This window comes from Citrobacter sp. Cpa228, assembly GCF_030333085.1.
GTDB lineage: Bacteria > Pseudomonadota > Gammaproteobacteria > Enterobacterales > Enterobacteriaceae > Citrobacter > Citrobacter pasteurii.
Genome location: NZ_JAOWGQ010000055.1, coordinates 107,583 through 131,351, shown reverse-complemented (window position 1 = coordinate 131,351; position 23,769 = coordinate 107,583). Strand labels below are relative to the sequence as shown.

Sequence of the window (23,769 nt, the reverse complement as noted above, 5' to 3'; positions counted from 1 at the left end):
CTATGTCGTGCCCGGTTATTGAGCTGACACAGCAGCTTATTCGCCGTCCTTCTCTGAGCCCGGATGATGCCGGGTGCCAGACGTTGATGATCGAACGTCTGCGCGCGGTAGGTTTTACCGTTGAGCGTATGGATTTTGGTGACACACAGAATTTTTGGGCATGGCGCGGTACAGGTGAGACCCTGGCATTTGCCGGTCACACTGACGTAGTGCCCGCAGGCGATGTTGATCGCTGGATCAATCCGCCGTTTGAACCGACCATTCGCGATGGCATGTTGTTCGGGCGTGGCGCTGCCGATATGAAAGGCTCGCTGGCAGCGATGGTCGTGGCCGCAGAGCGTTTTGTCGCCCAGCATCCAAACCATCAGGGCCGTCTGGCGTTTTTGATAACCTCTGACGAAGAAGCCAGCGCCAAAAACGGCACCGTGAAGGTGGTTGAAGCGCTGATGGCGCGTAACGAACGACTGGATTATTGCCTGGTCGGCGAACCGTCCAGCACCGAAATCGTTGGCGACGTGGTCAAGAATGGACGTCGTGGTTCACTGACCTGCAACCTGACCATTCACGGTGTGCAGGGCCACGTAGCCTACCCACATCTGGCCGATAATCCGGTACACCGGGCAGCGCCAATGCTCAACGAACTGGTGGCGATTGAGTGGGACCAGGGGAACGAATTCTTCCCGGCGACCAGCATGCAGATTGCCAATATTCAGGCTGGCACTGGCAGCAACAACGTTATCCCCGGCGAACTGTTTATCCAGTTCAACTTCCGTTTCAGCACAGAGCTGACCGATGAGATGATTAAAGCACGGGTTCACGCGCTGCTGGAAAAACATCAGTTGCGTTATACCGTCGACTGGTGGCTTTCCGGTCAGCCGTTCCTGACCGAACGCGGTAAACTGGTGGATGCAGTAGTGAACGCCATTGAGCACTATAATGAGATTAAACCGCAGTTACTGACTACAGGCGGGACGTCCGACGGGCGCTTTATTGCCCGCATGGGGGCACAGGTCGTCGAGCTTGGGCCGGTCAACGCCACCATTCATAAAATAAATGAATGTGTTAATGCCGCCGACCTGCAGCTGCTTGCCCGTATGTATCAACGTATCATGGAGCAACTCGTCGCCTGATGAGTACTCCTGCAAGAGGAAAAATGCATGGACTGGCTAGCAAAATATTGGTGGATTTTAGTGTTGGTGTTTTTGGTAGGCGTGTTGCTTAACGTTATCAAAGATCTCAAGCGCGTCGATCCAAAGAAATATCTGGCCAACAAGCCGGAGCTTCCCCCGCATCGCGACTTTAACGATAAATGGGACGATGATGACGATTGGCCGAACAAGGATCAACCGAAGAAATAATTTCCAGGCCAATAAGTCCCGTAGGCCCGGTAAGCGTTAGCGCCACCGGGCATTAAGTGCCGGATGGCAACGCTTCGCGTTTTATCCGGCCTACGGTTATCAATCAGATCATCTGAATCACATCATCATCATGAGGCTTACCGCCGCTCAGCGCTTCATCAAAATAATGCTTCGGTACGGTAAAACGCAGATGATCGAGCGCAAACTGCATGCTGCGTTCATCAATGGCGTGCCCCAGGTTTTCGACGATATCCAGCGTCACATCCCCACCCGCAGCAATTAATGCTTCCTGCGCGGCAACGGCATGGGAGAGTTCTATCACCCGGTCTTCACCACCGTGAATCAAATGCACCGTCGTTGCGGTAGTTGCAACCTGCGGTAAGGTGGCATAGCGACCATTGAAGGCAATGACCCGCGATGCCAGCCCCGGCTCGGCTTTGATGCTCTCAAGCGACATAATCGAACCCTGAGAAAAGCCAATCAGCGCGGTAGCCTGCGGTGAAACGCCGCTTTGTTTTTGCCAGTAACGAACGGTTTCGATAAACACCGGCATAATCGCGTCAATACGCGCCTGGCGGTTCTCTTCCGTTACGCCCTGTACCGAAAACCACTGACGTCCGGAAGTCGTACCGTAAGGCTCTGCCCCGCCAATGCTGACGATTAGCGCATCCGGAAACAGCGGCGCAAACCAGGAGCCAATTTCGCCCATGGCAACCGGGTTATCGCCGACGCCATGAAACAGCAACAATAGCTGTTGAGCGGGTTTATCGGGACTTTGAACAACAAAATGGTCATGTTTCATGGCGATCTCCTTAACTGATGAGAATCATTCTACGCCACTTAACCGCAATGACCATGCCAGGAAATTGAAGAAGTTAGTGAAAAAATTGCCATTGCATAATGCGATTATGTAGCCGCTGTTCACGCTCAGCATCCAACTGATTTAAGGCCTGTGCCGCTTCAGCGCGCTGAACGACCAGCAGTGCTTTACGACCTGAGACCTTCAGCTGTTGGCACAATTCGGCATCGCTGCGTTTAGCCTGTATACGTCCGCGCAATGCCGGAAGGGGTAACTCGCTGTACTCAAGCAGACGGCTCAGACAGCCCAGTGATGTTAATAGTGGTCGATGCGCGAAGGCAAACCCAGCCAGCTCATCCCAGTCATCCTCATTAAGCGTAGTCTCTTTCAGCGGGGTAAGCGGGATGCGCTCATCGATCCACTGCGCCAGGATTTCCGCATCCCGGCGCAAACGCTGATGCTCTCGCCCGGCGAGGCGCTTTCCCGCTTCGCTGATGGGTAGCAACGCCATGGCGGTATAACAACCGCTGCTGGCTTCGCGATGGTTGCCCATCCGCACCAGCACAAAACCACAGCGTTGCCAGAAACGCCAAAGTTCAGCCGTATAACCAAAACTGACGGACAGATAGTCACACTGCGTGCAATAGCGCCGGGCCTGCATAATCAGCTGTTGCCCAATACCTTCCCGTTGTCGCGCGGGGTGAACCGCAATTCGACTGACCCGTCGCCCGACGAGCGTCGCCGCCAGGGGGTCACCGCCGTGCGCCGCCAGCGACTGCGCAACAAGATTACCTCTGGGTCGGCGATATCCGGCCCAGACGGCCTGGCTTAATTCTGCGGATAATCCCCCTTCATCGACCAGCCAGACGGCTCCCGCGACCGAATCAACAGCCGAAGCCTGCAGAAAATGCTGCCCCGGCGCGTCCATCATGCGTCGCAGATCCAGCGGTGAGGTACGGTAATGCGCCCCGGAAAGCAGCTGATATACCGCTAACGGCAGCGCCGGGTTTGTATGCCAGGCGTGTTGCTCAAACGCCGGGAAGTGCAACCCCCCCGATGGGGCATGCGTAAACGTTTCGTCATCAAACACCAGTGCATCGCTGACAATTTGCTCCAGCGGACATCCCTGCGCCCAGCGCACGGGCTGTTGCAACTCATAGCGTCGCAAATTGGGAAAGCGGGCGCAGAATTTCAGCAAAAACCCTCTGCCGGTTCCTTCATAGCCCTGAACGGTTGTCGTTAACAGCGTGCGGGGAAAACGCGCCACCAGTTGTAGCAGCAGCGGCGCGGGTATCGCGGCGGCTTCATCAACAACGAGCCAGTCAGCCGTTTCAGCACTGGCTAACAGCGCGTCCGGCGCCATAAAGCAGTAGCGTTCCCCAGCAAATTGCGCCAGTACATCGGTTGCCACTTTCGCCGGAGCGGTAACGATAGCCGTCCCCGTCATACGAGAAATCAACTGCCCGGCCAGCGCGGATTTGCCCCGACCCCGTGCGGCCGTCACCGCAACCACACCGGGAGGCATAGCCAGCAAATAATTTAATATCATCGCCTGTTCTGGTTGGGGTTCGCCGGTTGCCGCGAGCCAGGCTGCGCGAGCAGGAAAGTGCGGACAGGAAACCGGCTGATGCTGCTGCCAGTGTAGAGCCTGTCTATCGAGGGAAATCACCCGTTTGAGGTGTTCAACAAAGTGCGGTGTAGGAATGGGTTCTGCACAGTCGCTCCAGCGCAGTGAGTCTGCATCAGGATGCGTGTGCCAGGTATGCCACGACGGAGTCAGCAACACCAGCCAGCTCCCGGCGATCAGCGTACCGCTTAAGGCGGCAAACGCCGCAGCGTCAAATCCCTGCCCGGCGTCGAAAACCGCATGATGAAACTCGCGCCCCAGTAACGTTTGCAGCGCCTGTGGCGTACAGTTCGGTTCAGCAGGGGCATGCGCCCCTACCCACAACCAGTCGCCGGGTAATATGTCGCGTAGTGCTAACGCCTGCCCCTGACACCAGTTCTCCTCGCCGCTAATAATCAGCAGACGACGGATCCCCTCGCGAGCCATCTGTTCGGTTAACGCGCTCAGTGCTGTGTTATCAGACATCCCTGCCCCAGTATCTTAAATGCCTTTACCAAACGTATTACATTGTCCCGGATCGCCGCTGTCAAAGCCGCGCTTGAACCAGGTAAAACGCTGTTCAGAAGTACCGTGGGTAAAGCTGTCTGGTACAACGCGCCCTTGCCCTTGCTGCTGCAGGCGATCATCGCCAATGGCCTGAGCGGCGTTCAGCGCTTCTTCCAGGTCACCAGACTCCAGCACGCCCTGCTGCTGCATGCTGTGGCCCCAGACGCCGGCAAAGCAGTCCGCCTGCAGTTCCATACGCACGGAAAGACGATTTACCTCAGCCTGTGAGGCATTCTGCTGCATCTGGCGAACTTTCGGTTCAATACCCAGCAGTTTCTGCACATGGTGACCCACTTCATGGGCGATAACATAACCCTGAGCAAAATCACCATCGGCACCCAGTTTGTTTTTCATGTCATCATAGAATGAGAGGTCGATATATACCGTGCCATCTGCCGGGCAATAAAACGGTCCCATCACGGACTGGCCCGCGCCGCAGCCGGTTCGCGTTGCTCCGCGATACATCACCAGCTTCGGTTGTTGGTAGGTGCGCCCCATTTTTTCAAACTGCTGCCCCCAGGTATCTTCCGTGGTGGCCAGAATCACCGAGGTAAATTTTGCCGCTTCATCATCGTTTGGGCTGATGGAGCGTGATGATTGTTGTTGGGAGACCGGCTGGCCGGTCATTAATCCGGTAAGATCCACGCCATAATAACCTGCGACAAGCACCACGATTAGCAGGATGATGCCGCCTTTACCACTGGGCAAACGAAAACCAGGGCCGCCCATAGAGGGGCCACCGCCGGAGCTGTTTCATCTGTCTTCCACATTGTCACTTTCACGACGCCCTTGCCAGCGCATAATCACCTCAACTTTTTATTCATTATGATGATGATCGTAGGCGGTTCGGAACAGGATTACCATAAGAAACAGTAATCAAAATCAGCGGGATTGATGAGCCGGAGAGCGATCGCCGGCTCAGAGGGAGGATTAGTCTAACTTCACACCCAGACGATGCGCGACGGCTTCATAGGCTTCGATCAACCCGCCCAAGCTCTGGCGGAAGCGATCTTTGTCCATTTTATCCAGCGTTTCTTTGTCCCACAGACGGCTGCCGTCCGGTGAGAATTCATCACCCAGCACCACTTCACCTTTATACAAACCAAACTCAAGTTTGAAGTCGACCAGAATCAGACCTGCGTCATCAAACATTTTTTTCAGCACGTCGTTAGCTTTGTAGGTCAGCTCTTTCATACGCGCCAGATTCTCTTTGCTCACCCAACCAAAGGTTTCGCAATAGGAATCGTTAATCATTGGATCGTGCATAGCATCGTTTTTCAGGAACAGATCAAACAGCGGCGGATTCAGTTCAATACCTTCCTCAACGCCTAAACGCTTAACCAGTGAGCCTGCCGCGCGGTTACGTACCACACATTCAACCGGTACCATCTCCAGTTTTTTCACCAGACATTCGGTATCAGAAAGCAGTCGCTCCATCTGGGTAGGAATGCCCGCTTCTTGCAGTTTAGTCATAATGAAATGGTTGAACTTGTTGTTCACCATGCCTTTACGGTCAAACTGTTCAATGCGCGCGCCATCCCCTGCTGACGTATCATTGCGGAATTCGAGCACCAACAGGTCCGGGTTTTCCGTGCTGTATACGGTCTTCGCTTTACCACGATACAACTCAGCTTGCTTTTGCATCTTTATTACTCCTGGGTGTGAATTAACGATAAATATTGCGTTTTTCTGCCGACGCACACGTTTGCGTATCATATCAGAAAAAAAGGGCTGGAGTTATCCAGCCCTTTTTTTTTACTTACTGAACGCTGCCTGGAAGACGGCGACCAGCGCGTCGTTCTGGCTTTGCGTCAGGGTATGCCCCTTCGGATCGATAAACTGCAAACTACTGCGGTTGTCTAAATCACCGACCTGCAGTTTGTAGTCGCCGGATACCAGGCCCGGATCGCTTGCGCCCAGCTCCTGCCAGTTACTGTCTGACAGTGGTTTGTAAGTCACAGCGATGCTGCCCTGAGAACGGGTGCTGTCGGTCACTTTCATGCCCACTTTTTCCAGCGCTGCCGGCAGACGCTGCCATACCACGTTGAACGGTCCACGTACCACCAGCATCGGTAAACCGGTGTCATCGGCGGCGCTCTGAACGTCCATAGTCGCGGCAGAACGGTTCTGCGCGGCATTCGCGGCGTCAGTGGCGTTCTTATCCAGACCCGCAGAGATAACGTTCATCATCTCAGCGCTGTAACGCTGCATTGATGCCGCATCGGCTACCGGTTTACCCGCCTGCTCGAGGTTAATCAGCTTCACCGTCACCGCCTGCTGATAGCCCTGCGGTTTAACCGAGATTTGATAACGTCCACGGTACTGTTCGTCTTCATCCAGACGGTTCCAGTCAACCCAATCGGTGGTCAGCGTTTGGCTGGCATCATCACGTTTCGCGATGGTGTAGTTTTTAGACTGAACAACGCTCACGACCTGCGGCCACAGCGTGTTGCCACGACCATTTTCGACCAACAATGTCGCTGTATCGCCCGCGATCTGAGTACGGGCGCCAGTAACTAATGCTAACGGCTGAGCCGGTGGGCGAATATCCAACGTTTTACCCACGGCACCGCTGCCGTTGGTTACCGGGATGTTATAATCACCCGACATAACCGGTAGAATCATCCCAGCTGGCGCGTGAAGCTCAGCAAGCGGTGCGGCCTCCAGATAGGATTCATCACCGCTCACCTGGCGCTTATAGCGCGAGTCAGAACTACAGGCCGCGAGCAACATAACAAGCGAAACACCCGCAACCTTGGCCAGGCGCGACTTTTGTACTGAGTAAGCCATCAAATCTCCCTAAACTTTACAGCAAACCGGCATGCTTAAGCGCCGCTTTGACGATATCACGAGCATTGTCCGTGATTGGCGTCATCGGCAAACGTAGCGTATCGGTCGCCACAAGTCCCAACTCCTTACATGCCCATTTCACTGGGATAGGATTGGGTTCGACAAATAGTTTGTTGTGTAACGGCATCAGACGTTGGTTGATCACCCGCGCCTCGGCAAAATGCCCTTCTGCCGCCAGTTTGCACATTTCGGCCATATCACGTGCCGCAACGTTAGCCGTTACGGAAATCACGCCATGACCACCAAGCTGCATGAAGTCCAGTCCGGTCGCATCATCACCGCTAAGCAGAATAAAATCGTCTGAAACCAGCTCTTTGATCTGGTGAACACGACTTAAGTTCCCTGTGGCCTCTTTGATAGCGACAATATTTTTTACCTTCGCCAGGCGACCCACGGTTTCCGGCAGCATATCGCAGCCAGTACGGGACGGCACATTATACAGAATTTGCGGCAGGTCAGTATGTTCCGCGATGGCTTTGAAATGCTGGAACAAACCTTCCTGAGTTGGGCGGTTGTAATAAGGCGTCACCGTCAGGCAGCCGACAACACCGCTGTCGTTAAAACGCTGCGTCAGACTAATGCCTTCTGCGGTCGCATTGGCGCCCGTTCCGGCAATAACCGGAATACGCCCATCGGCCAGCTCCAGCGTCATCATTACCACATCGCCATGTTCATCATGACTCAGGGTAGCGGACTCACCGGTGGTGCCAACCGAAACGATCGCCGAGGTGCCACTGGCGACATGATAATCAATCAGTTTTTTCAGGCTCGACCGGCAGACTTTACCTTTCTCATCCATCGGCGTAATAAGCGCGACAATACTTCCCGTGAACATGGGCCATCCTCTGTGCAAACAAGTGTCTCAATGGTACGTTTGGTACGACAATAAAAGCAAGCGACCATAGCCCTTCTGATTGTTGTATGCATGTTTTTTTTATGCTTTCCTTATGATTACCTCACCGCTCAAAGGAAGAACAGGTTTGACATCGCCATCGCAACACTATCTGGTCATTACTGCGCTGGGTGCTGACCGCCCGGGAATTGTGAACACTATCACCCGTCATGTCAGCAGTTGTGGCTGTAATATCGAAGACAGCCGACTGGCCATGCTGGGTGACGAGTTTACGTTTATCATGCTGTTATCCGGAACCTGGAATGCCATCACCCTGATTGAATCAACCTTGCCTTTGAAAGGCGCAGAGCTGGATTTATTGATTGTGATGAAGCGTACGACCGCGCGTCCCCGCCCGGCGATGCCCGCCACGGTATGGGTACAGGTCGATGTCCCCGACTCGCCTCATTTGATTGAGCGCTTTACCGCCCTGTTTGACAGCCACCAAATGAATATTGCGGAACTGGTTTCGCGCACACAGCCGGCTGAAAACGGCAAGGCTGCACAGTTGTTTATTCAAATTACCGCACATAGTCCTGCGTCACATGATTCGGCAAATATTGAGGATGCGTTTAAAGCACTCTGTACAGAACTCAATGCGCAAGGCAGTATTAACGTCGTCAATTACTCACAGCATGATGAACAGGATGGAGTTAAGTAATGAACCCACTGAAAGCCGGTGATATCGCACCGAAATTTAGCTTGCCGGATCAAGACGGAGAACAAGTAAATTTAACCGACTTCCAGGGACAGCGTGTTCTGGTTTATTTCTACCCGAAAGCCATGACGCCCGGCTGTACTGTACAGGCCTGTGGCTTGCGCGATAACATGGATCAGTTAAAAAAAGCCGGTGTTGAAGTGCTGGGTATAAGCACCGATAAACCAGAAAAGCTTTCCCGATTTGCGGAGAAAGAAGTGCTTAACTTCACGCTCCTGTCTGATGAAGATCATCAGGTTTGCGAGCAGTTTGGCGTCTGGGGTGAAAAGTCATTTATGGGTAAGACCTACGATGGCATCCACCGCATCAGCTTCCTGATTAATGCCGAAGGCAAAATTGAACATGTGTTTGATGATTTCAAAACCAGTAATCACCACGACGTGGTACTGAACTGGCTGAAAGAGAACGCCTGATTTACGTTTTGCTGGAAAAAGCCTGATGGCGCTTCGCTTATCAGGCCTGGGCAGTTTATTAATATTGCGAAACTTGTAGGCCGGGTAAGGCGTAGCCGCCACCCGGCATAAACATGAATCTGTACTTTTTCAGGCTGACATCCGCATAAGCGTTTATTCAAACGTCCCTTTTACGCAGGCTTTCTTCTCTCTGACCACAGCTTTTCCCTTCGCCCACAGGTGATTAACCTCCAGCGCATCGTTAAGCACCAGAATGTCCGCATCGCATCCCGCCGCCAGACGCCCCTTATGTTCGAGCCCCAAAAATTCTGCGACCGTACGCGTCAGCGGACACAGCGCCTGTTCCAGCGGCACAGCATGCACCTTCACTAACTGGCGCACCGTTTCAGCCAGAGATTCAAACCCTGCGACACCAATGCCGGTGAGATTACCAAACGTATCAAATTCCGGCTGACTTCCGTTGCCGTCCGAACTCAGGGTAATGCGTGACAATGGCACATTCTGGCGCAGCGCCGTGGCAATGGCCATGGCCGGATCGACTGGCTCATCAATGCTGCTGGTAATATCGATATAACCGCCCTGGCGGGCATACTCCAGCGCCGCCTGGAACAACGGTTGTGCACGGTTAACGTGTGTCGGCAACAGTTTGGTAATCGGGACATCACAGCACTCGAGGATGTTGTACAACGGCTCCAGCATGCGCGGGCTGTCACCCATGTGGAAAACGCTGATCCCCGGCTTGCGCCCTAACAATCCACCAACCCGCGACTGCGCCGCCATGTTCGCCAGCGCCGAGGTGTCCGGGGCAGGGGAACGATGGTCCGAAACCGCACATTTCACGCCAATAACTTTATCGATCAGCGCCACGTCGCGATCGATACTGCCGGTGATGGTCGGAGATGGCAGAGAATAGGCCCCGGTCAGCATCCATGCGCTGATGCCTTCAAACTCCAGCGCACGTGTTTTCGCCAGCAACGACTCAGGATGACGGGTAATCCCGTCCGTTCCCAATAATCCCACGACGGAAGTGATACCGGCTTCAACCAGTCGCGACAAGCGCACTTCAGGCGTACGGGTATGTGGCCCTGCCTCTCCGCCGCCGCCAATCAGATGGACGTGCTGATCGATAAACCCCGGGCACACAATCGCACCGTCAAGATGGATGCACTCGCAGCCGGGGAAGTCTTCAGGCGAAATCGACGGCGCGATGGCAACAATTGTACTGCCAGACACCAGAATATCCTGGCGGCCTAAATCTTCCGGCGCGTACACGTGTCCCTGCTGGAACAACGTCAAATTAAGAATGGAACAGTTCATAACCTTCCTTGTCAGGCAATTACCTGCATAACCCAAATAGAGAGCAGCGCATTAATGACGCATACCGCAATAATCAGCGGGTAATAACGAGGATGAACCCCCGCAGTCCCCAGACAGCGTCCCACATTTTGCACCGGATTACCCATCAGGTAGATAGCCGGCAGCAATACAGTCGCATCATGTCCCGAAAGCGTACCAGCAACAACCAGACTGGCACAAACGCCGACGCCGCCTCCCATACTCATCACCGCCGCCAGCAGCACGGTGGCAGATTCCCCCGGTAGCCCCCACAGCGCCATCACCGGTTCGCACACCCGCCCGACAATCTCGAGCAAGCCCGTCACCTTCAGCGCCTGAATAATCACAAACGCCATCACCACGTTTGGTAACAGGCTGGTAGTTGCAATAGTAAACCCGCGCCGTGCGCCATCGATAAACATATCCATGACGTTTTTACGTACCTGCGTTGTCATCTCAGACCTCCTGCTGCAGACGGCGGTTTTCAAGCTGCGCTATCCACAGACGCAGCAGATTCGCCCCCACAAATTTGAAGACAAGGATCACCGCCAGCGGCGTAATCACCGGCACGGTAACCATCGTAAACAGCGCAGCACCCGAGGAAAAATAGTTGGTAATACACGCGCTGCCGCTGGTTTGCCAGCAGGCAAATATGGCGCGTTCCTGTTCAGTAATAATGCCCTCTTCCGCCATCTCTTTGGTCATCCCTGCTGCAGCATCGGTATTTTGCAAATTCGCAATCAGCGCCAGCGAACAAACACCCGGAATACCGAGTAACGGGCGCAGGACCGGCGTCATCAACTGTTGCGCCGCGCGCAAACCGCCCAGCCCTTCAGTGACGGAGATTATCCCGAGAGAAAGAATGACGGAAGGTGCCAGCTCAAGCGCGAATAAGAAGCCGTCTTTGGCCCCCATCCCTCCAGAGCCGCGAAAAGAGACCGCCGTATCGCCTGCGGCATTAATCGACCCAAACGCGCCGTTGAGGACGGTGAAGTCAAAAACTCGCCACCATTCGGTACTTTTCGCAAACATGCCGGAAAAAAGAATAATCGTAATAAAAAAAGCGAGATAACCGCCCCATCCCGCCTTTTGCTGCGTGTGTGTGTTGTGACCCATGTTGTTCTCCTGTTGGCCTTATTCCTTGCGTGACGAAAAAACATCACGAGGGCCAAATTAAAGACAAACACGGAGAAAAACGATACCGGAGGAAATTATTCAGAAAGTGAGGATAGAGGTCAGACAAGTTCAGTTCCGACGGCATGGCGCCATCGGAACTGATGGATTAGCGATCGTCAACCGTCTGACCATCCGGCCAGGCATGCACCACGGCTTTGATTAGCGTCGCCAGCGGAATGGCAAAGAATACCCCCCAGAATCCCCACAGACCGCCGAAAATAACAACCGACAGAATAATCACCAGTGGGTGCAGGTTTACGGCTTCGGAGAAGAGTACGGGAACCAGCAGATTGCCGTCCAACGCCTGGATTATCAGGTACACGGCGAAACAGCTCCAGAACTCCGTTCCGAGTCCAAACTGAAACAACGCCACACCAACAACCGGAATCGTTACCACAAACGCGCCGATGTACGGGATTAGCACAGAGAACCCCACCAGCACCGCCAGCAGCAGAGAGTAGTTAAGGCCAAACATCAGGAAGCCCAGCCAGGTTGCAACACCGACCACCACCATCTCCAGCACTTTACCGCGGATATAGTTGGTGATTTGCTGGTTCATTTCTTTCCAGACTTGTCCTGCCAGTCCACGATTTCGCGGCAGCACCCGGCGCACAGCATTCAACATCTGGCTCTTATCCTTCACCAAAAAGAATACCATCAGTGGGACAAGCACCAGATACACCGCCAGCGTCAGTAAACCGACCAGTGAAGCCAGCGAATATTTCACCACCGAATCGCCCATGGTGAGCATTCGCGAGCGCATATTCTCCGCCATCGCATCAATGATGCCCGCATCCATCAGCGCCGGATAACGTCGCGGTAAGGTAGCGGCAAAGTCAGACAACTTGTTGAGCATGCCAGGCATATCGCGGATCAGATAGATGCCTTGCTGCCATGCGACCGGCATTACCACAAACGCCATCAGCAGTAAAATGCCGACAAACACCACCAGCACAATTGACGTCGCCCAACGCCGCGAGCAACCGATATTTTCCAGCCGGGCGGTAGGCCATTCCAGCAGATAAGCCAGCACAATCGCGACCAGCAGCGGCGCTAACAGACCACTAAAGAAGAACAGGATGCCAAAACCGGCAACCAGAATAATCAGCAAGGCAATAGCCTCAGGGTCGCTAAAGCGGCGGCGATACCATTGCGTCAACATTTCGAGCATAAAACCTTCCCTGAACCTCAATAGCGGGATTGCGATCCCGAATTGTATCGAAATGTCACAAAAAAGACTTCGCTTTTTATGGCTGATTACGCAAAGTGAAAAGACATTTTTCCTGGGTGTTCATCGTCAGGTTTCGCAGTTACACTCGCTAAGCTTGCGGAGTGTGAACGATACTTCACGGCATTGGTCAAATGGCTATCTCAAAAAAGAATACAGGACAGAGGTTATGTTCAGGCAGTTGAAAAAAAACCTGGTTGCTACCCTCATTGCTGCACTGACCGTCGGTCAGGTTGCGCCCGCATTTGCTGATACTGCGGACACCCTGCCTGATATGGGAACGTCGGCAGGCAGTACGCTTTCAATTGGACAAGAAATGCAGATGGGCGATTATTACGTTCGCCAGCTGCGCGGTAGTGCGCCGTTAATTAACGATCCGTTGCTGACCCAATACATTAATGCTCTGGGGATGCGCCTGGTTTCGCATGCAGATTCGGTAAAAACGCCCTTCACTTTCTTTTTAATTAACAACGATGAAATAAACGCCTTCGCTTTTTTTGGCGGCAACGTTGTATTGCACTCCGCACTGTTCCGCTATTCCGATAACGAAAGCCAACTGGCGTCGGTAATGGCGCACGAAATTTCTCACGTCACGCAGCGCCACCTGGCGCGCGCGATGGAAGATCAGAAACGTAGCGCACCGCTGACATGGGTTGGCGCATTAGGCTCGATTTTATTAGCGATGGCCAGCCCGCAGGCAGGGATGGCGGCGCTAACCGGTACGCTGGCGGGTACGCGCCAGGGAATGATTAGCTTTACACAGCAGAACGAACAGGAAGCAGATCGCATCGGTATTCAGGTGCTGCAACGTTCGGGATTCGATCCCCAGGCCATGCCGACGTTCCTCGAAAAACTGCTCGATCAGGCCCGTTACTCTTCGCGTCCGCCGGAAATTTTGCTGACTCACCCCCTGCCTGAAAGCCGCCTGTCGGATGCCCGTAACCGCGCCAACCAGATGCGCCCGGTCGTAGTACAATCTTCAGAAGATTTCTATTTGGCCAAAGCGCGCACCCTGGGCATGTACAATTCAGGCCGCAACCAGTTAACCAGCGATCTACTGGATAACTGGTCGAAAGGTAACGTGCGCGAACAGCGTGCTGCGCAGTATGGCCGGGCGCTGCAAGCGATGGAAGCCAGCAAATACGACGAAGCACGTAAAGCGCTACAGCCGCTGCTCGCGGCAGATCCGAATAATGCCTGGTATCTCGACCTGGCAACAGATATCGATCTCGGCCAGAAGAAAACCAGCGATGCCATTAATCGCCTGAAAAACGCCCGTGACCTGCGTACCAATCCGGTACTGCAGCTCAACCTGGCGAATGCCTATTTACAGGGCGGACAAGCCAAAGAGGCGGCAACCATCCTGAATCGCTATACGTTTAATCATAAAGATGACACCAACGGCTGGGATCTGTTAGCCCAAACGGAAGCCAATCTGAATAACCGCGATCAGGAACTGGCGGCGCGCGCGGAAGGGTATGCCCTCGCCGGACGTCTTGATCAGGCGATCTCGATGCTCAGCAACGCCAGTGCTCAGGTGAAACTAGGCAGCCAGCAGCAGGCCAGATACGATGCCCGTATCGACCAACTGCGCCAACTGCAAGAGCGCTTTAAACCGTACACCAAGATGTAATTATCGAACCCTTGCCGGATGGCGACGCTGTAGCGTCTTATCCGGCCTACATCAGACGCGATTGTAGGCCGGATAAGGCCTTTAGGCCGCCATCCGGCAGTATTGTTATGCAAGGAGAAGTCATGTCAGACGCGATTAAAATCTACCATAACCCACGCTGCTCCAAGAGCCGTGAAACGCTGGAATTACTGAAGTCCAACGGCGTGGACCCGGAAGTGGTGTTGTATCTGGAAACGCCGGCTGATGCAGCAACCCTGCGTGAACTTCTGCAGATGCTGGGTATGTCCAGCGCGCGTGAGCTAATGCGCCAGAAAGAAGATCTCTATAAGTCGCTTAACCTGGCGGACAAAAATCTGAGCGAAGATGCGCTGATTCAGGCAATGGTAGAAAACCCAAAACTGATGGAGCGCCCGATTGTGGTAGCGAAAAGTCAGGCACGGATTGGTCGCCCACCTGAGCAAGTGCTGGAAATTATTGGTTAACCTTAAGACTGCCGCAGTTTTTCGGCTGCGGCACTTACAGCTTCAGTATCTCTTTTACGAACGGAATGGTCAGCTTACGCTGGGCGGTGATCGATGCGTGATCAAGCTGATCCAGCGTCATAAACAGCGTACGCATTTCCCGATCCAGACGCTTAAGCAGGAAGCGGCCCACATCTTCCGGCAGTTCAAACCCACGTAGCCTGGCGCGTAATTGCAACGCCTGCAGTTTATCTTCATCAGAAAGCGGCTGTAGCTTGTAGATTTGTCCCCAGTCCAGACGCGAAGCGAGATCTGGCAATCCCAGATTCAGCTGTCTTGGTGGACGATCGCCGGTGATCAGCAGGCGTGTTTTCCCCGACTCCAGGATACGGTTGTAGAGATCAAAGATCGCCATTTCCCACAGCGAATCACCGGCCACACATTCGATGTTATCGATGCATACCAGCGATAAATGCTCCATCCCGTCGAGCACCTCGGGGACGAACCAGGTGCGTTTGTCGAGCGGCACGTAGCCTACCGCATCGCCGCGCGCGGACAGTTCCGCACAGGCTGCATGCAGCAAATGACTACGGCCAGCGCCTTCACGCGACCAGAGATAAATATACCCGCTATGTTCCTGACGCAGCACGTTTTGCAGTGCAGCCAGTAAAGAGGAGTTATCCCCCGGCCAGAAACTTGCGAAAGTTTCGTCGTCAGGAAGATAAAGTGGCAAAGAGAGCTGTGCCGGTGTGTTCAGAGATACCTCAACCCAGGATTTCATAGAATCGCGTTGAGTTTAACACAGAAATGCGTCGCGATAGAACCGGGCAGCATCGCCGCCCGGTCAAAGGTTTACTGTTGCTCAGTGTCGGCATCTTTGGCGTCGAGCACCACTTCTTCTGGACGCAGCAGGCTGATAACTTTGAAAATCAGGCTCAGACAGACACCCACAATGGTCGCCAGCGCCATGCCTTTCAGCTCAGCAGCACCGATGTGAACTTTCGCGCCGCTGACGCCGATGATCAAAATGACCGAGGTCAGGATCAGGTTCTGTGCTTTGTTATAGTCAACTTTTGACTCGATCAACACGCGAATACCGGAAGCGCCAATCACGCCGTACAACAGCAGAGATACACCGCCCATGACCGGCAGTGGAATGATTTGGATCGCCGCCGCCAGTTTACCGACGCAGGAGAGCAGAATGGCGAAAATCGCCGCGCCGCCAATAACCCAGGTACTGTAAACGCGGGTAATCGCCATCACACCGATGTTCTCGCCGTACGTGGTGTTCGGCGTAGAACCGAAGAAGCCGGAGATCACCGTCGACAGACCGTTAGCAAACATAGATCGATGCAGGCCAGGATCGCGAATCAAATCTTTTTTCACGATATTCGCCGTTACCACCAGGTGCCCGACGTGTTCAGCAATAACCACCAGCGCCGCAGGCAGAATGGTCAGAATAGCGACCCATTCAAAGCGCGGCGTGTAAAACGTTGGCAGAGCAAACCAGTGAGCCTGCGCTATCGGCGTGGTGTCCACAACGCCCATCACGAAGGAGAGCGCGTACCCAGCCAGCACCCCAATCAAAATCGGGATAATCGCCATAAAGCCACGGAACAGTACGGAACCAAATACCGTCACCGCCAGCGTCACCATTGAGATGATGATGGTTGTTGAGTCTGGCGCTTGTCCTTCAGCAGGCAGTAATCCCGCCATACCCGCAGCGACACCCGCCAGCTCCAGACCGATGACGGCAACGATTGCGCCCATCGCCGCAGGCGGGAACATGACATCCAGCCAACCAGTACCGGCCTTCTTAACGATGAACGAAACCAGGCAGAACAGGATGCCACACATAATGAAACCGCCCAGCGCCACTTCATATCCTAGCGGCAGCAGCAGCAGAACCGGGGAGATAAACGCAAAGCTTGAACCGAGGTAAGCCGGAATTTTACCTTTACAAATAAAGAGATACAGTAACGTACCAATGCCGTTAAACAGCAGAACGGTAGCTGGGTTGATATGAAACAGGACTGGCACCAGTACCGTTGCGCCAAACATGGCGAACAGGTGCTGCAAACTAAGCGGGATTGTCTGTAAAAGCGGCGGTCTTTCACTCACCCCGATAGCACGGCGCGTCATAGTGTTTTCCTCTGAGTGTTGTTTGTTATTAGCGATTGGGTTGTTTTATTCAAAAAAAAGCCGACTCTTAAAGTCGGCTTCTTTTTATTTATTCATTTACTTGGTACCAAAAATCTTATCGCCGGCATCGCCGAGCCCCGGAATAATGTATCCGTGCTCGTTCAGTCCCTGATCGATGGAGGCAGTGTACAGCTCAACATCCGGGTGCGCTTTTTCCAGCGCCGCGATACCTTCCGGCGCTGCAACCAGCACCAGGACTTTAATGCTGCTGCAGCCTGCTTTTTTCAGCAAGTCGATGGTAGCGATAACGGAACCGCCGGTTGCCAGCATCGGGTCAACGATCAGCGCCATACGCTCATCAATGTTAGAGACCAGCTTCTGGAAGTACGGAACCGGCTCCAGCGTCTCTTCATTGCGGTACATACCCACCACACTGATACGCGCGCTCGGAACGTTTTCCAGTACGCCTTCCATCATGCCCAGGCCCGCACGCAGGATTGGCACAACGGTGATTTTTTTGCCTTTGATTTGGTCAACTTCAACCGGACCGTTCCAGCCTTCGATGGTCACCTTTTCGGTTTCCAGACCAGCGGTTGCTTCATAAGTCAGCAGGCTGCCAACTTCCGAGGCGAGTTCACGAAAGCGTTTAGTGCTGATGTCGTTTTCACGCATCAGTCCCAGCTTGTGTTTGACGAGTGGGTGTTTGACTTCCACGATCTTCATACTCTTCTCCTTTCCTCAGACGAGTGGCAACCACAAAAAAAATCGCCGGATTATACCGCTTTTCGTCTCTGGCGCAACACTGGATACGCTTGATATGGATCAACCAAAATCGTTTGCGTCCGGATGATGAGTATAAAACAAGCCCCGCTATAAGTGCGGGGCTTGTTATCAATGCTATGAATTTTATAGGTTTTCAGCATTAGTTTGGATGACGTTTCGATACCAGGAAAAAGATTTCTTCGGCGAGCGTGCTAATGTCCCACTCCCGTCATTATTTTTATCAACATAGATAAAGCCGTAGCGTTTTTTCATCTCCCCCGTCCCGGCCGAGACTAAATCAATACAACCCCACGGGGTATAGCCCATCAGATCCACGCCATCTTCCACCACCGCTTTTTTCATTTCGCGGATATGCGCGGCCATATAGTCAATACGATAGGAATCATCCACCGAGCCGTCGGCCTGCTGCACGTCAATCGCACCAAAGCCGTTTTCTACAATAAACAGCGGCAACTGATAATGGTCCCAGAACCAGTTCAGCGAATAGCGCAGACCGACGGGATCAATCTGCCAGCCCCAGTCCGATTTCTGCACGTACGGGTTAGAAACCAGACTTTTCGACTCGTCGTAATCCAGCTGTGGGTTGTCCGCCGTTGCCTGGGTCGCGAAAGACATATAATAGCTAAAGCCGATGTAATCAACGCAGCCCTCGGTCAGCGCCTGACGGTCTTCCTCGGTGATATCCAGTTCAAAGCCACGACGGGCAAAGTAATTGAGAAGATGCTGCGGGTATTTGCCGCGCACGTGTACGTCAGTGAACCAGTAGCGGCGATGCATGGCGTTCATCGCCATCATCATGTCGTTCGGCGCACAGGTCAGCGGATAAATTGGGCACATCGCAATCATGCAGCCAATTTGCAGCGTCGGGTTAATCTCGCGTGCGGCCTTTACTGCCAGCGCGCTGGCTACCAGCTCATAGTGCGCCGCCTGGTACATGACCGGTTCGCGATCTTCACCGGGCAGGTATTTCAGACCAGAGTTAGTAAAGGGCGCGAAGTCTTCGTGATAATTTGCCTGATTGTTAATCTCATTAAACGTCATCCAGTACTTCACTTTGTGCTGATAACGAGTGAAAACCACCCGGGCAAAACGGACAAAAAAGTCGATCAGCTTACGGTTGCGCCAGCCGCCATATTCCGTCACCAGATGGTAGGGCATCTCGAAGTGCGACAACGTAATCACCGGCTCAATGCCATATTTCAGGCATTCGTCGAACAGATCATCATAGAACTGCAGGCCAGCTTCATTAGGTTGCGCGTCGTCGCCTAAAGGGAAAATCCGCGTCCAGGCAATGGAAGTGCGAAAACATTTAAACCCCATTTCAGCAAACAGCTTGATGTCGTCTTTATAGCGATGATAAAAATCGATGGCATCGTGGTTAGGATAGTTTTTACCGGCAATCACACCGTCAGTAATTTCACGCGCTACGCCATGTGCCCCCGCCGTCATGACATCGGCAACGCTAATGCCTTTACCGCCCTCCTGCCAGCCACCTTCCAGTTGATGAGCGGCGACAGCACCACCCCACATGAAATCTGCTTTAAATCCTGACATCCCCTTCCCCTATCGTGATGAGTCTGCGCAAAACACTCTCAGTGAGGTTCGTAACAGAAAACAGAAACCGGTTTCAGTACGATACTGTGCATTCGGCTGGCAGGTTTCAAGCACAAGACTGTACCCGGTTTCATTTTCGTGGCGCAGTTCAAACAAATAGATAAATGATTGTAAAATGCTGAAAAAATCAGCAGATAAAACTTGATGCAGAGCAGGCTCGCAAACGTTTGCTTTCCCTGTTAGAATTGCGCCGAATTTAACTTTTACTGCAAGTAAACATGTGGGGAAGCAGGCAGTGACCGATAAAACCTCTCTTAGCTACAAAGATGCCGGTGTTGATATTGATGCAGGTAATGCTCTGGTTGATCGAATCAAAGGCGTAGTAAAGAAAACGCGTCGTCCGGAAGTTATGGGTGGTCTGGGTGGCTTCGGTGCGCTGTGCGCATTGCCGCAAAAATATCGTGAACCGGTACTGGTTTCCGGCACTGATGGCGTTGGCACAAAACTGCGTCTGGCGATGGATCTGAAACGCCACGACACTATCGGCATTGACCTCGTCGCAATGTGCGTCAACGACCTCGTGGTTCAGGGCGCTGAGCCGCTGTTCTTCCTCGACTACTATGCAACCGGCAAACTGGATGTGGACACCGCAGCCAGCGTCATTAACGGGATTGCCGAAGGCTGCCTGCAGTCTGGCTGTGCGCTGGTCGGTGGGGAAACAGCTGAAATGCCGGGGATGTACCACGGCGAAGATTACGACGTGGCAGGCTTCTGCGTTGGCGTCGTCGAAAAATCAGAGATTATCGACGGTTCTAAAGTGGCTGACGGCGACGTACTGATTGCGCTCGGCTCCAGTGGTCCGCACTCCAACGGTTACTCTCTGGTGCGTAAAATCGTTGAAGTCAGCGGTTGTGACCCGGAAACCACCGAGCTTGAAGGCAAGTCGCTGGCCGATCACTTGCTGGCTCCGACCCGCATTTACGTAAAATCCATTCTGGAACTGATCGAGAAGGTTGATGTGCATGCCATCGCGCACCTGACTGGCGGCGGCTTCTGGGAAAATATTCCTCGCGTTCTGCCAGACAACACGCAGGCCGTGATCGACGAATCTTCATGGCAGTGGCCAGCCGTCTTCAACTGGCTACAAACGGCGGGTAACGTCAGCCAGCATGAGATGTATCGCACCTTTAACTGCGGCGTAGGCATGGTTATCGCCCTGCCAGCTCCGGAAGTGGACAAAGCCCTGGCTTTGCTCAATGAGAAAGGTGAAAACGCATGGAAAATCGGTATCATCAAAGCTTCTGATTCCGAACAGCGTGTGGTCATTGAATGAAAAACATTGTGGTGCTCATTTCCGGCAACGGAAGCAATTTGCAGGCGATGATCGACGCCTGCAAACAGAAAAAAATCAATGGCACCCTACGTGCAGTATTCAGTAACAAGGCCGATGCGTTCGGCCTTGAGCGTGCACGCGAAGCGAATATTCCGGCGCACTCGCTGGAAGCCGCCCAGTTTGCCAGTCGCGAAGCCTTCGACCGCCAGCTGATTCAGGAAATTGACGCTTATTCACCTGATGTCGTGGTGCTGGCCGGTTATATGCGCATCCTCAGCCCGGCGTTTGTCGCGCACTATTCTGAGCGATTGCTGAATATCCACCCGTCTTTATTGCCGAAGTATCCAGGCCTGCATACGCACCGCCAGGTGCTGGAAAATGGCGATGAAGAACATGGAACCTCCGTCCACTTCGTCACCGATGAACTGGACGGTGGGCCGGTTATTCTCCAGGCTAAGGTTCCGGTATTTGAAGGCGACAGCGAAGATGATGTCACGGCACGGGTTCAGGCCCAGGAACATACCATTTACCCGCTGGTGGTAAGCTGGTTTACCGATGGTCGCCTGAAGATGCGTGATAACGCAGCATGGCTGGACGGCGTTCGTCTGCCGCCACAAGGCTACGCCGCCGACGAATAATAAAATCCGACCTGTAAACCGGATCTCACCCTCCGGTCTACAGGCATAAATACCTTTTCCGGTTAACATCTCCGGTATTCATCTACGCTCCCCCTTTCTCTTTGCTATCAGACGGTTTATTGTCATATTTTTCTGGCACAGTTGGACATCTGAGAGCAATGCTCGCCATAATAAATCGGTAGTGTCCCGTGAATGAAACGGAGTAAAAGTGGTAATGGGTCAGGAAAAGCTATACATCGAGAAAGAACTCAGTTGGTTAGCGTTCAACGAACGCGTACTCCAGGAAGCTGCTGATAAATCAAACCCGTTGATCGAACGGATGCGTTTCTTAGGCATCTATTCCAACAACCTCGACGAATTTTACAAGGTTCGCTTTGCCGAACTGAAGCGCCGAATCATTATTAGCGAAGAACAGGGTTCAAACTCTCACTCCCGCCACCTTTTAGGCAAAATCCAGGCTCGCGTATTAAAAGCCGATCAGGAATTTGACGGCCTGTACAACGAGTTGCTGCTGGAGATGGCGCGCAACCAGATTTTCCTCATCAACGAACGTCAGCTATCGGCCAATCAACAGAGCTGGTTACGCCATTACTTCAAGCAATATCTTCGCCAGCACATTACGCCGATCCTGATTAACCGCGAGACGGATTTAGTTCAGTTCCTGAAAGACGACTACACCTATCTGGCGGTGGAAATTATCCGCGGCGATACAATCCGCTACGCGCTGCTGGAAATCCCTTCTGATAAGGTTCCCCGTTTTGTGAATCTGCCCCCGGAGACCCCGCGTCGTCGCAAACCGATGATCCTGTTGGACAACATTTTACGTTATTGCCTTGACGATATTTTCAAAGGGTTCTTTGATTACGACGCACTTAACGCCTATTCGATGAAAATGACCCGTGACGCCGAATACGATTTGGTGCACGAGATGGAATCGAGCCTGATGGAGCTGATGTCATCCAGCCTGAAACAGCGTCTGACCGCAGAGCCTGTACGCTTCGTCTATCAGCGCGACATGCCCAATGCGCTGGTTGAGGTACTGCGTGAAAAACTGACAATTTCTCGCTACGATTCGATTGTGCCCGGCGGGCGTTATCATAACTTCAAAGACTTTATTAACTTTCCCAACGTTGGCAAAGCTAACCTGGTGAACAAACCCCTGCCGCGTCTGCGCCATATCTGGTTCGATAAAGAGAAGTTCCGTAACGGCTTTGATGCAATCCGCGAGCGCGATGTACTGCTGTATTACCCGTATCACACCTTTGAGCACGTTCTTGAACTGTTGCGTCAGGCTTCTTTCGACCCGAGCGTGCTGGCGATAAAGATCAACATCTACCGTGTGGCAAAAGACTCGCGCATCATCGACGCAATGATCCATGCCGCGCATAACGGTAAAAAAGTCACCGTAGTGGTGGAATTGCAGGCGCGCTTTGATGAAGAAGCCAACATTCACTGGGCCAAGCGTTTGACTGAAGCGGGCGTTCACGTCATCTTCTCCGCGCCGGGCCTGAAAATTCACGCCAAACTGTTCCTTATCTCGCGTAAAGAAGGTGATGAAGTCGTGCGCTATGCGCATATCGGGACGGGCAACTTCAACGAAAAAACAGCGCGCCTGTACACCGACTACTCGTTGCTGACCGCTGATTCGCGTATCACCAACGAGGTTCGTCGGGTGTTTAACTTCATCGAAAACCCGTATCGTCCGGTGACGTTCGATTATCTGCTGGTTTCTCCGCAGAACTCACGCCGTCTGCTGTACGCGATGATCGACAAAGAGATCGCCAATGCGCAGCAAGGGCAGCCTTCCGGTATCACGCTAAAACTGAACAACCTGGTCGATAAGGGCCTGGTTGATCGTCTCTATGCGGCCTCAAGCTCAGGCGTACCGGTTAATTTGTTGATTCGCGGTATGTGTTCTCTGATCCCAAATCTGGAAGGTATCAGCGACAACATTCGCGTGATAAGCATTGTCGACCGCTACCTTGAACACGACCGGGTTTATATTTTCGAAAACGGTGGCGATAAGCAGGTATACCTCTCCTCCGCAGACTGGATGACCCGCAATATCGACTATCGCATCGAAGTCGCCACCCCGCTGCTTGACCCTCGCCTCAAACAGCGCGTGCTGGATATTATCGATATCCTGTTCAGCGACACGGTGAAGGCTCGCTTCATCGATAAAGAACTCAGTAATCGCTACGTACCGCGCGGAAACCGCCGCAAAGTTCAGTCACAATTGGCGATTTACGACTACATCAAATCACTCGAGCAACCTGACTAACG

General features: G+C 53.1%; 22 protein-coding genes and 1 pseudogene. 9 read left to right on the top strand and 14 right to left on the bottom strand.

The window, feature by feature from the left end:
* The first annotated feature begins 2 nt into the window (after window positions 1–2).
* Both dapE and OGX91_RS19160 read left to right on the top strand, forming a co-directional pair.
* Window positions 3–1,130, top strand: a complete 1,128-nt coding sequence (gene dapE, locus OGX91_RS19165; RefSeq protein WP_286627202.1) for a succinyl-diaminopimelate desuccinylase — start codon at window positions 3–5, stop codon at window positions 1,128–1,130.
* 27 nt (window positions 1,131–1,157) lie between these two features.
* Window positions 1,158–1,358 (top strand): membrane protein, encoded by a 201-nt coding sequence (locus tag OGX91_RS19160; RefSeq protein WP_003037974.1) that lies wholly within the window; start codon window positions 1,158–1,160, stop codon window positions 1,356–1,358.
* A gap of 103 nt (window positions 1,359–1,461) precedes the next feature.
* Here OGX91_RS19160 and ypfH read toward each other — a convergent pair whose 3' ends face one another.
* The 6 genes and pseudogenes from ypfH to dapA form a co-directional block, all read right to left on the bottom strand.
* Window positions 1,462–2,160, bottom strand: coding sequence for an esterase (gene ypfH, locus OGX91_RS19155; protein WP_005121890.1), 699 nt, complete (start codon window positions 2,158–2,160; stop codon window positions 1,462–1,464).
* Between the two features lie 73 nt (window positions 2,161–2,233).
* Entirely contained in the window at window positions 2,234–4,249 is a 2,016-nt protein-coding gene (locus OGX91_RS19150) for a tRNA(Met) cytidine acetyltransferase TmcA (RefSeq protein ID WP_286627201.1), read from the bottom strand.
* A gap of 15 nt (window positions 4,250–4,264) precedes the next feature.
* Window positions 4,265–5,131: pseudogene (gene ypfJ / locus OGX91_RS19145) on the bottom strand (KPN_02809 family neutral zinc metallopeptidase).
* Between the two features lie 129 nt (window positions 5,132–5,260).
* Window positions 5,261–5,974, bottom strand: coding sequence for a phosphoribosylaminoimidazolesuccinocarboxamide synthase (gene purC, locus OGX91_RS19140; RefSeq protein ID WP_003835086.1), 714 nt, complete (start codon window positions 5,972–5,974; stop codon window positions 5,261–5,263).
* 111 nt (window positions 5,975–6,085) lie between these two features.
* Window positions 6,086–7,120, bottom strand: a complete 1,035-nt coding sequence (bamC, locus tag OGX91_RS19135; RefSeq protein ID WP_149692243.1) for an outer membrane protein assembly factor BamC — start codon at window positions 7,118–7,120, stop codon at window positions 6,086–6,088.
* A 16-nt stretch (window positions 7,121–7,136) separates the two neighbouring features.
* Window positions 7,137–8,015, bottom strand: coding sequence for a 4-hydroxy-tetrahydrodipicolinate synthase (gene dapA, locus OGX91_RS19130; RefSeq protein ID WP_005121885.1), 879 nt, complete (start codon window positions 8,013–8,015; stop codon window positions 7,137–7,139).
* A gap of 145 nt (window positions 8,016–8,160) precedes the next feature.
* Between dapA and OGX91_RS19125 the strand changes: the two genes are divergently transcribed.
* Both OGX91_RS19125 and bcp read left to right on the top strand, forming a co-directional pair.
* The gene (locus OGX91_RS19125) at window positions 8,161–8,733 is read left to right on the top strand and encodes a glycine cleavage system transcriptional repressor (protein ID WP_005121884.1); all 573 of its coding nucleotides are present in this window, start codon (window positions 8,161–8,163) and stop codon (window positions 8,731–8,733) included.
* Window positions 8,733–9,203: a thioredoxin-dependent thiol peroxidase gene (gene bcp, locus OGX91_RS19120; protein WP_005121883.1), complete on the top strand. Its 471-nt coding sequence runs from the start codon at window positions 8,733–8,735 to the stop codon at window positions 9,201–9,203. Before OGX91_RS19125 ends, bcp begins: the two co-directional genes overlap by 1 nt.
* 153 nt (window positions 9,204–9,356) lie before the next feature.
* Here bcp and iadA read toward each other — a convergent pair whose 3' ends face one another.
* The 4 genes from iadA to OGX91_RS19100 form a co-directional block, all read right to left on the bottom strand.
* Window positions 9,357–10,520 carry a beta-aspartyl-peptidase gene (gene iadA / locus OGX91_RS19115; RefSeq protein ID WP_286627200.1) on the bottom strand — a complete coding sequence of 388 codons (1,164 nt, stop codon included), beginning with the start codon at window positions 10,518–10,520 and terminating at the stop codon, window positions 9,357–9,359.
* Window positions 10,521–10,531: 11 nt separating this feature from the next.
* Window positions 10,532–10,993, bottom strand: coding sequence for a YjiG family protein (locus tag OGX91_RS19110; RefSeq protein ID WP_003037948.1), 462 nt, complete (start codon window positions 10,991–10,993; stop codon window positions 10,532–10,534).
* Between the two features lies 1 nt (window position 10,994).
* Complete coding sequence (locus OGX91_RS19105) at window positions 10,995–11,654, bottom strand: nucleoside recognition domain-containing protein (RefSeq protein WP_040233492.1); 660 nt, start codon at window positions 11,652–11,654, stop codon at window positions 10,995–10,997.
* 166 nt (window positions 11,655–11,820) lie between these two features.
* Window positions 11,821–12,885: an AI-2E family transporter gene (locus tag OGX91_RS19100; protein ID WP_005121878.1), complete on the bottom strand. Its 1,065-nt coding sequence runs from the start codon at window positions 12,883–12,885 to the stop codon at window positions 11,821–11,823.
* Window positions 12,886–13,111: 226 nt separating this feature from the next.
* On the opposite strand from OGX91_RS19100, the gene bepA reads away from it, so the two are divergent.
* Window positions 13,112–14,575, top strand: coding sequence for a beta-barrel assembly-enhancing protease (gene bepA, locus OGX91_RS19095; protein ID WP_040233490.1), 1,464 nt, complete (start codon window positions 13,112–13,114; stop codon window positions 14,573–14,575).
* Window positions 14,576–14,697: 122 nt separating this feature from the next.
* Window positions 14,698–15,057, top strand: a complete 360-nt coding sequence (arsC, locus tag OGX91_RS19090) for an arsenate reductase (glutaredoxin) (protein ID WP_005121875.1) — start codon at window positions 14,698–14,700, stop codon at window positions 15,055–15,057.
* A 34-nt stretch (window positions 15,058–15,091) separates the two neighbouring features.
* Here the strand turns inward: arsC and OGX91_RS19085 are convergent, their stop codons facing one another.
* The 4 genes from OGX91_RS19085 to OGX91_RS19070 form a co-directional block, all read right to left on the bottom strand.
* Window positions 15,092–15,793, bottom strand: coding sequence for a DnaA inactivator Hda (locus tag OGX91_RS19085; RefSeq protein ID WP_211924219.1), 702 nt, complete (start codon window positions 15,791–15,793; stop codon window positions 15,092–15,094).
* 95 nt (window positions 15,794–15,888) lie between these two features.
* Entirely contained in the window at window positions 15,889–17,178 is a 1,290-nt protein-coding gene (gene uraA / locus OGX91_RS19080) for a uracil permease (RefSeq protein WP_003037932.1), read from the bottom strand.
* Window positions 17,179–17,274: 96 nt separating this feature from the next.
* Window positions 17,275–17,901, bottom strand: a complete 627-nt coding sequence (gene upp / locus OGX91_RS19075; RefSeq protein WP_003037929.1) for a uracil phosphoribosyltransferase — start codon at window positions 17,899–17,901, stop codon at window positions 17,275–17,277.
* Between the two features lie 183 nt (window positions 17,902–18,084).
* On the bottom strand, window positions 18,085–19,515 hold the full coding sequence (locus OGX91_RS19070; RefSeq protein ID WP_182290130.1) for a 6-phospho-beta-glucosidase: 1,431 nt from the start codon (window positions 19,513–19,515) through the stop codon (window positions 18,085–18,087).
* Window positions 19,516–19,810: 295 nt separating this feature from the next.
* On the opposite strand from OGX91_RS19070, the gene purM reads away from it, so the two are divergent.
* From purM to ppk1, 3 genes are all read left to right on the top strand, one after another.
* The gene (gene purM, locus OGX91_RS19065) at window positions 19,811–20,848 is read left to right on the top strand and encodes a phosphoribosylformylglycinamidine cyclo-ligase (RefSeq protein WP_003838485.1); all 1,038 of its coding nucleotides are present in this window, start codon (window positions 19,811–19,813) and stop codon (window positions 20,846–20,848) included.
* Entirely contained in the window at window positions 20,845–21,486 is a 642-nt protein-coding gene (gene purN, locus OGX91_RS19060; protein ID WP_286627198.1) for a phosphoribosylglycinamide formyltransferase, read from the top strand. The genes purM and purN overlap by 4 nt, the downstream gene beginning before the upstream one ends.
* A gap of 214 nt (window positions 21,487–21,700) precedes the next feature.
* Window positions 21,701–23,767, top strand: a complete 2,067-nt coding sequence (gene ppk1, locus OGX91_RS19055) for a polyphosphate kinase 1 (protein WP_005121867.1) — start codon at window positions 21,701–21,703, stop codon at window positions 23,765–23,767.
* Window positions 23,768–23,769 lie beyond the last annotated feature (2 nt).

What these genes read in the sequence shown, in the direction of transcription:
- dapE (WP_286627202.1), top strand. Translation starts at nt 3, where the DNA reads ATGTCGTGCCCGGTTATTGAGCTGACACAGCAGCTTATTCGCCGTCCT.
- OGX91_RS19160 (WP_003037974.1), top strand. Translation starts at nt 1,158, where the DNA reads ATGGACTGGCTAGCAAAATATTGGTGGATTTTAGTGTTGGTGTTTTTG.
- ypfH (WP_005121890.1), bottom strand. Translation starts at nt 2,160, where the DNA reads ATGAAACATGACCATTTTGTTGTTCAAAGTCCCGATAAACCCGCTCAA.
- OGX91_RS19150 (WP_286627201.1), bottom strand. Translation starts at nt 4,249, where the DNA reads ATGTCTGATAACACAGCACTGAGCGCGTTAACCGAACAGATGGCTCGC.
- purC (WP_003835086.1), bottom strand. Translation starts at nt 5,974, where the DNA reads ATGCAAAAGCAAGCTGAGTTGTATCGTGGTAAAGCGAAGACCGTATAC.
- bamC (WP_149692243.1), bottom strand. Translation starts at nt 7,120, where the DNA reads ATGGCTTACTCAGTACAAAAGTCGCGCCTGGCCAAGGTTGCGGGTGTT.
- dapA (WP_005121885.1), bottom strand. Translation starts at nt 8,015, where the DNA reads ATGTTCACGGGAAGTATTGTCGCGCTTATTACGCCGATGGATGAGAAA.
- bcp (WP_005121883.1), top strand. Translation starts at nt 8,733, where the DNA reads ATGAACCCACTGAAAGCCGGTGATATCGCACCGAAATTTAGCTTGCCG.
- iadA (WP_286627200.1), bottom strand. Translation starts at nt 10,520, where the DNA reads ATGAACTGTTCCATTCTTAATTTGACGTTGTTCCAGCAGGGACACGTG.
- OGX91_RS19110 (WP_003037948.1), bottom strand. Translation starts at nt 10,993, where the DNA reads ATGACAACGCAGGTACGTAAAAACGTCATGGATATGTTTATCGATGGC.
- OGX91_RS19105 (WP_040233492.1), bottom strand. Translation starts at nt 11,654, where the DNA reads ATGGGTCACAACACACACACGCAGCAAAAGGCGGGATGGGGCGGTTAT.
- OGX91_RS19100 (WP_005121878.1), bottom strand. Translation starts at nt 12,885, where the DNA reads ATGCTCGAAATGTTGACGCAATGGTATCGCCGCCGCTTTAGCGACCCT.
- bepA (WP_040233490.1), top strand. Translation starts at nt 13,112, where the DNA reads ATGTTCAGGCAGTTGAAAAAAAACCTGGTTGCTACCCTCATTGCTGCA.
- arsC (WP_005121875.1), top strand. Translation starts at nt 14,698, where the DNA reads ATGTCAGACGCGATTAAAATCTACCATAACCCACGCTGCTCCAAGAGC.
- uraA (WP_003037932.1), bottom strand. Translation starts at nt 17,178, where the DNA reads ATGACGCGCCGTGCTATCGGGGTGAGTGAAAGACCGCCGCTTTTACAG.
- upp (WP_003037929.1), bottom strand. Translation starts at nt 17,901, where the DNA reads ATGAAGATCGTGGAAGTCAAACACCCACTCGTCAAACACAAGCTGGGA.
- OGX91_RS19070 (WP_182290130.1), bottom strand. Translation starts at nt 19,515, where the DNA reads ATGTCAGGATTTAAAGCAGATTTCATGTGGGGTGGTGCTGTCGCCGCT.
- purN (WP_286627198.1), top strand. Translation starts at nt 20,845, where the DNA reads ATGAAAAACATTGTGGTGCTCATTTCCGGCAACGGAAGCAATTTGCAG.
- ppk1 (WP_005121867.1), top strand. Translation starts at nt 21,701, where the DNA reads ATGGGTCAGGAAAAGCTATACATCGAGAAAGAACTCAGTTGGTTAGCG.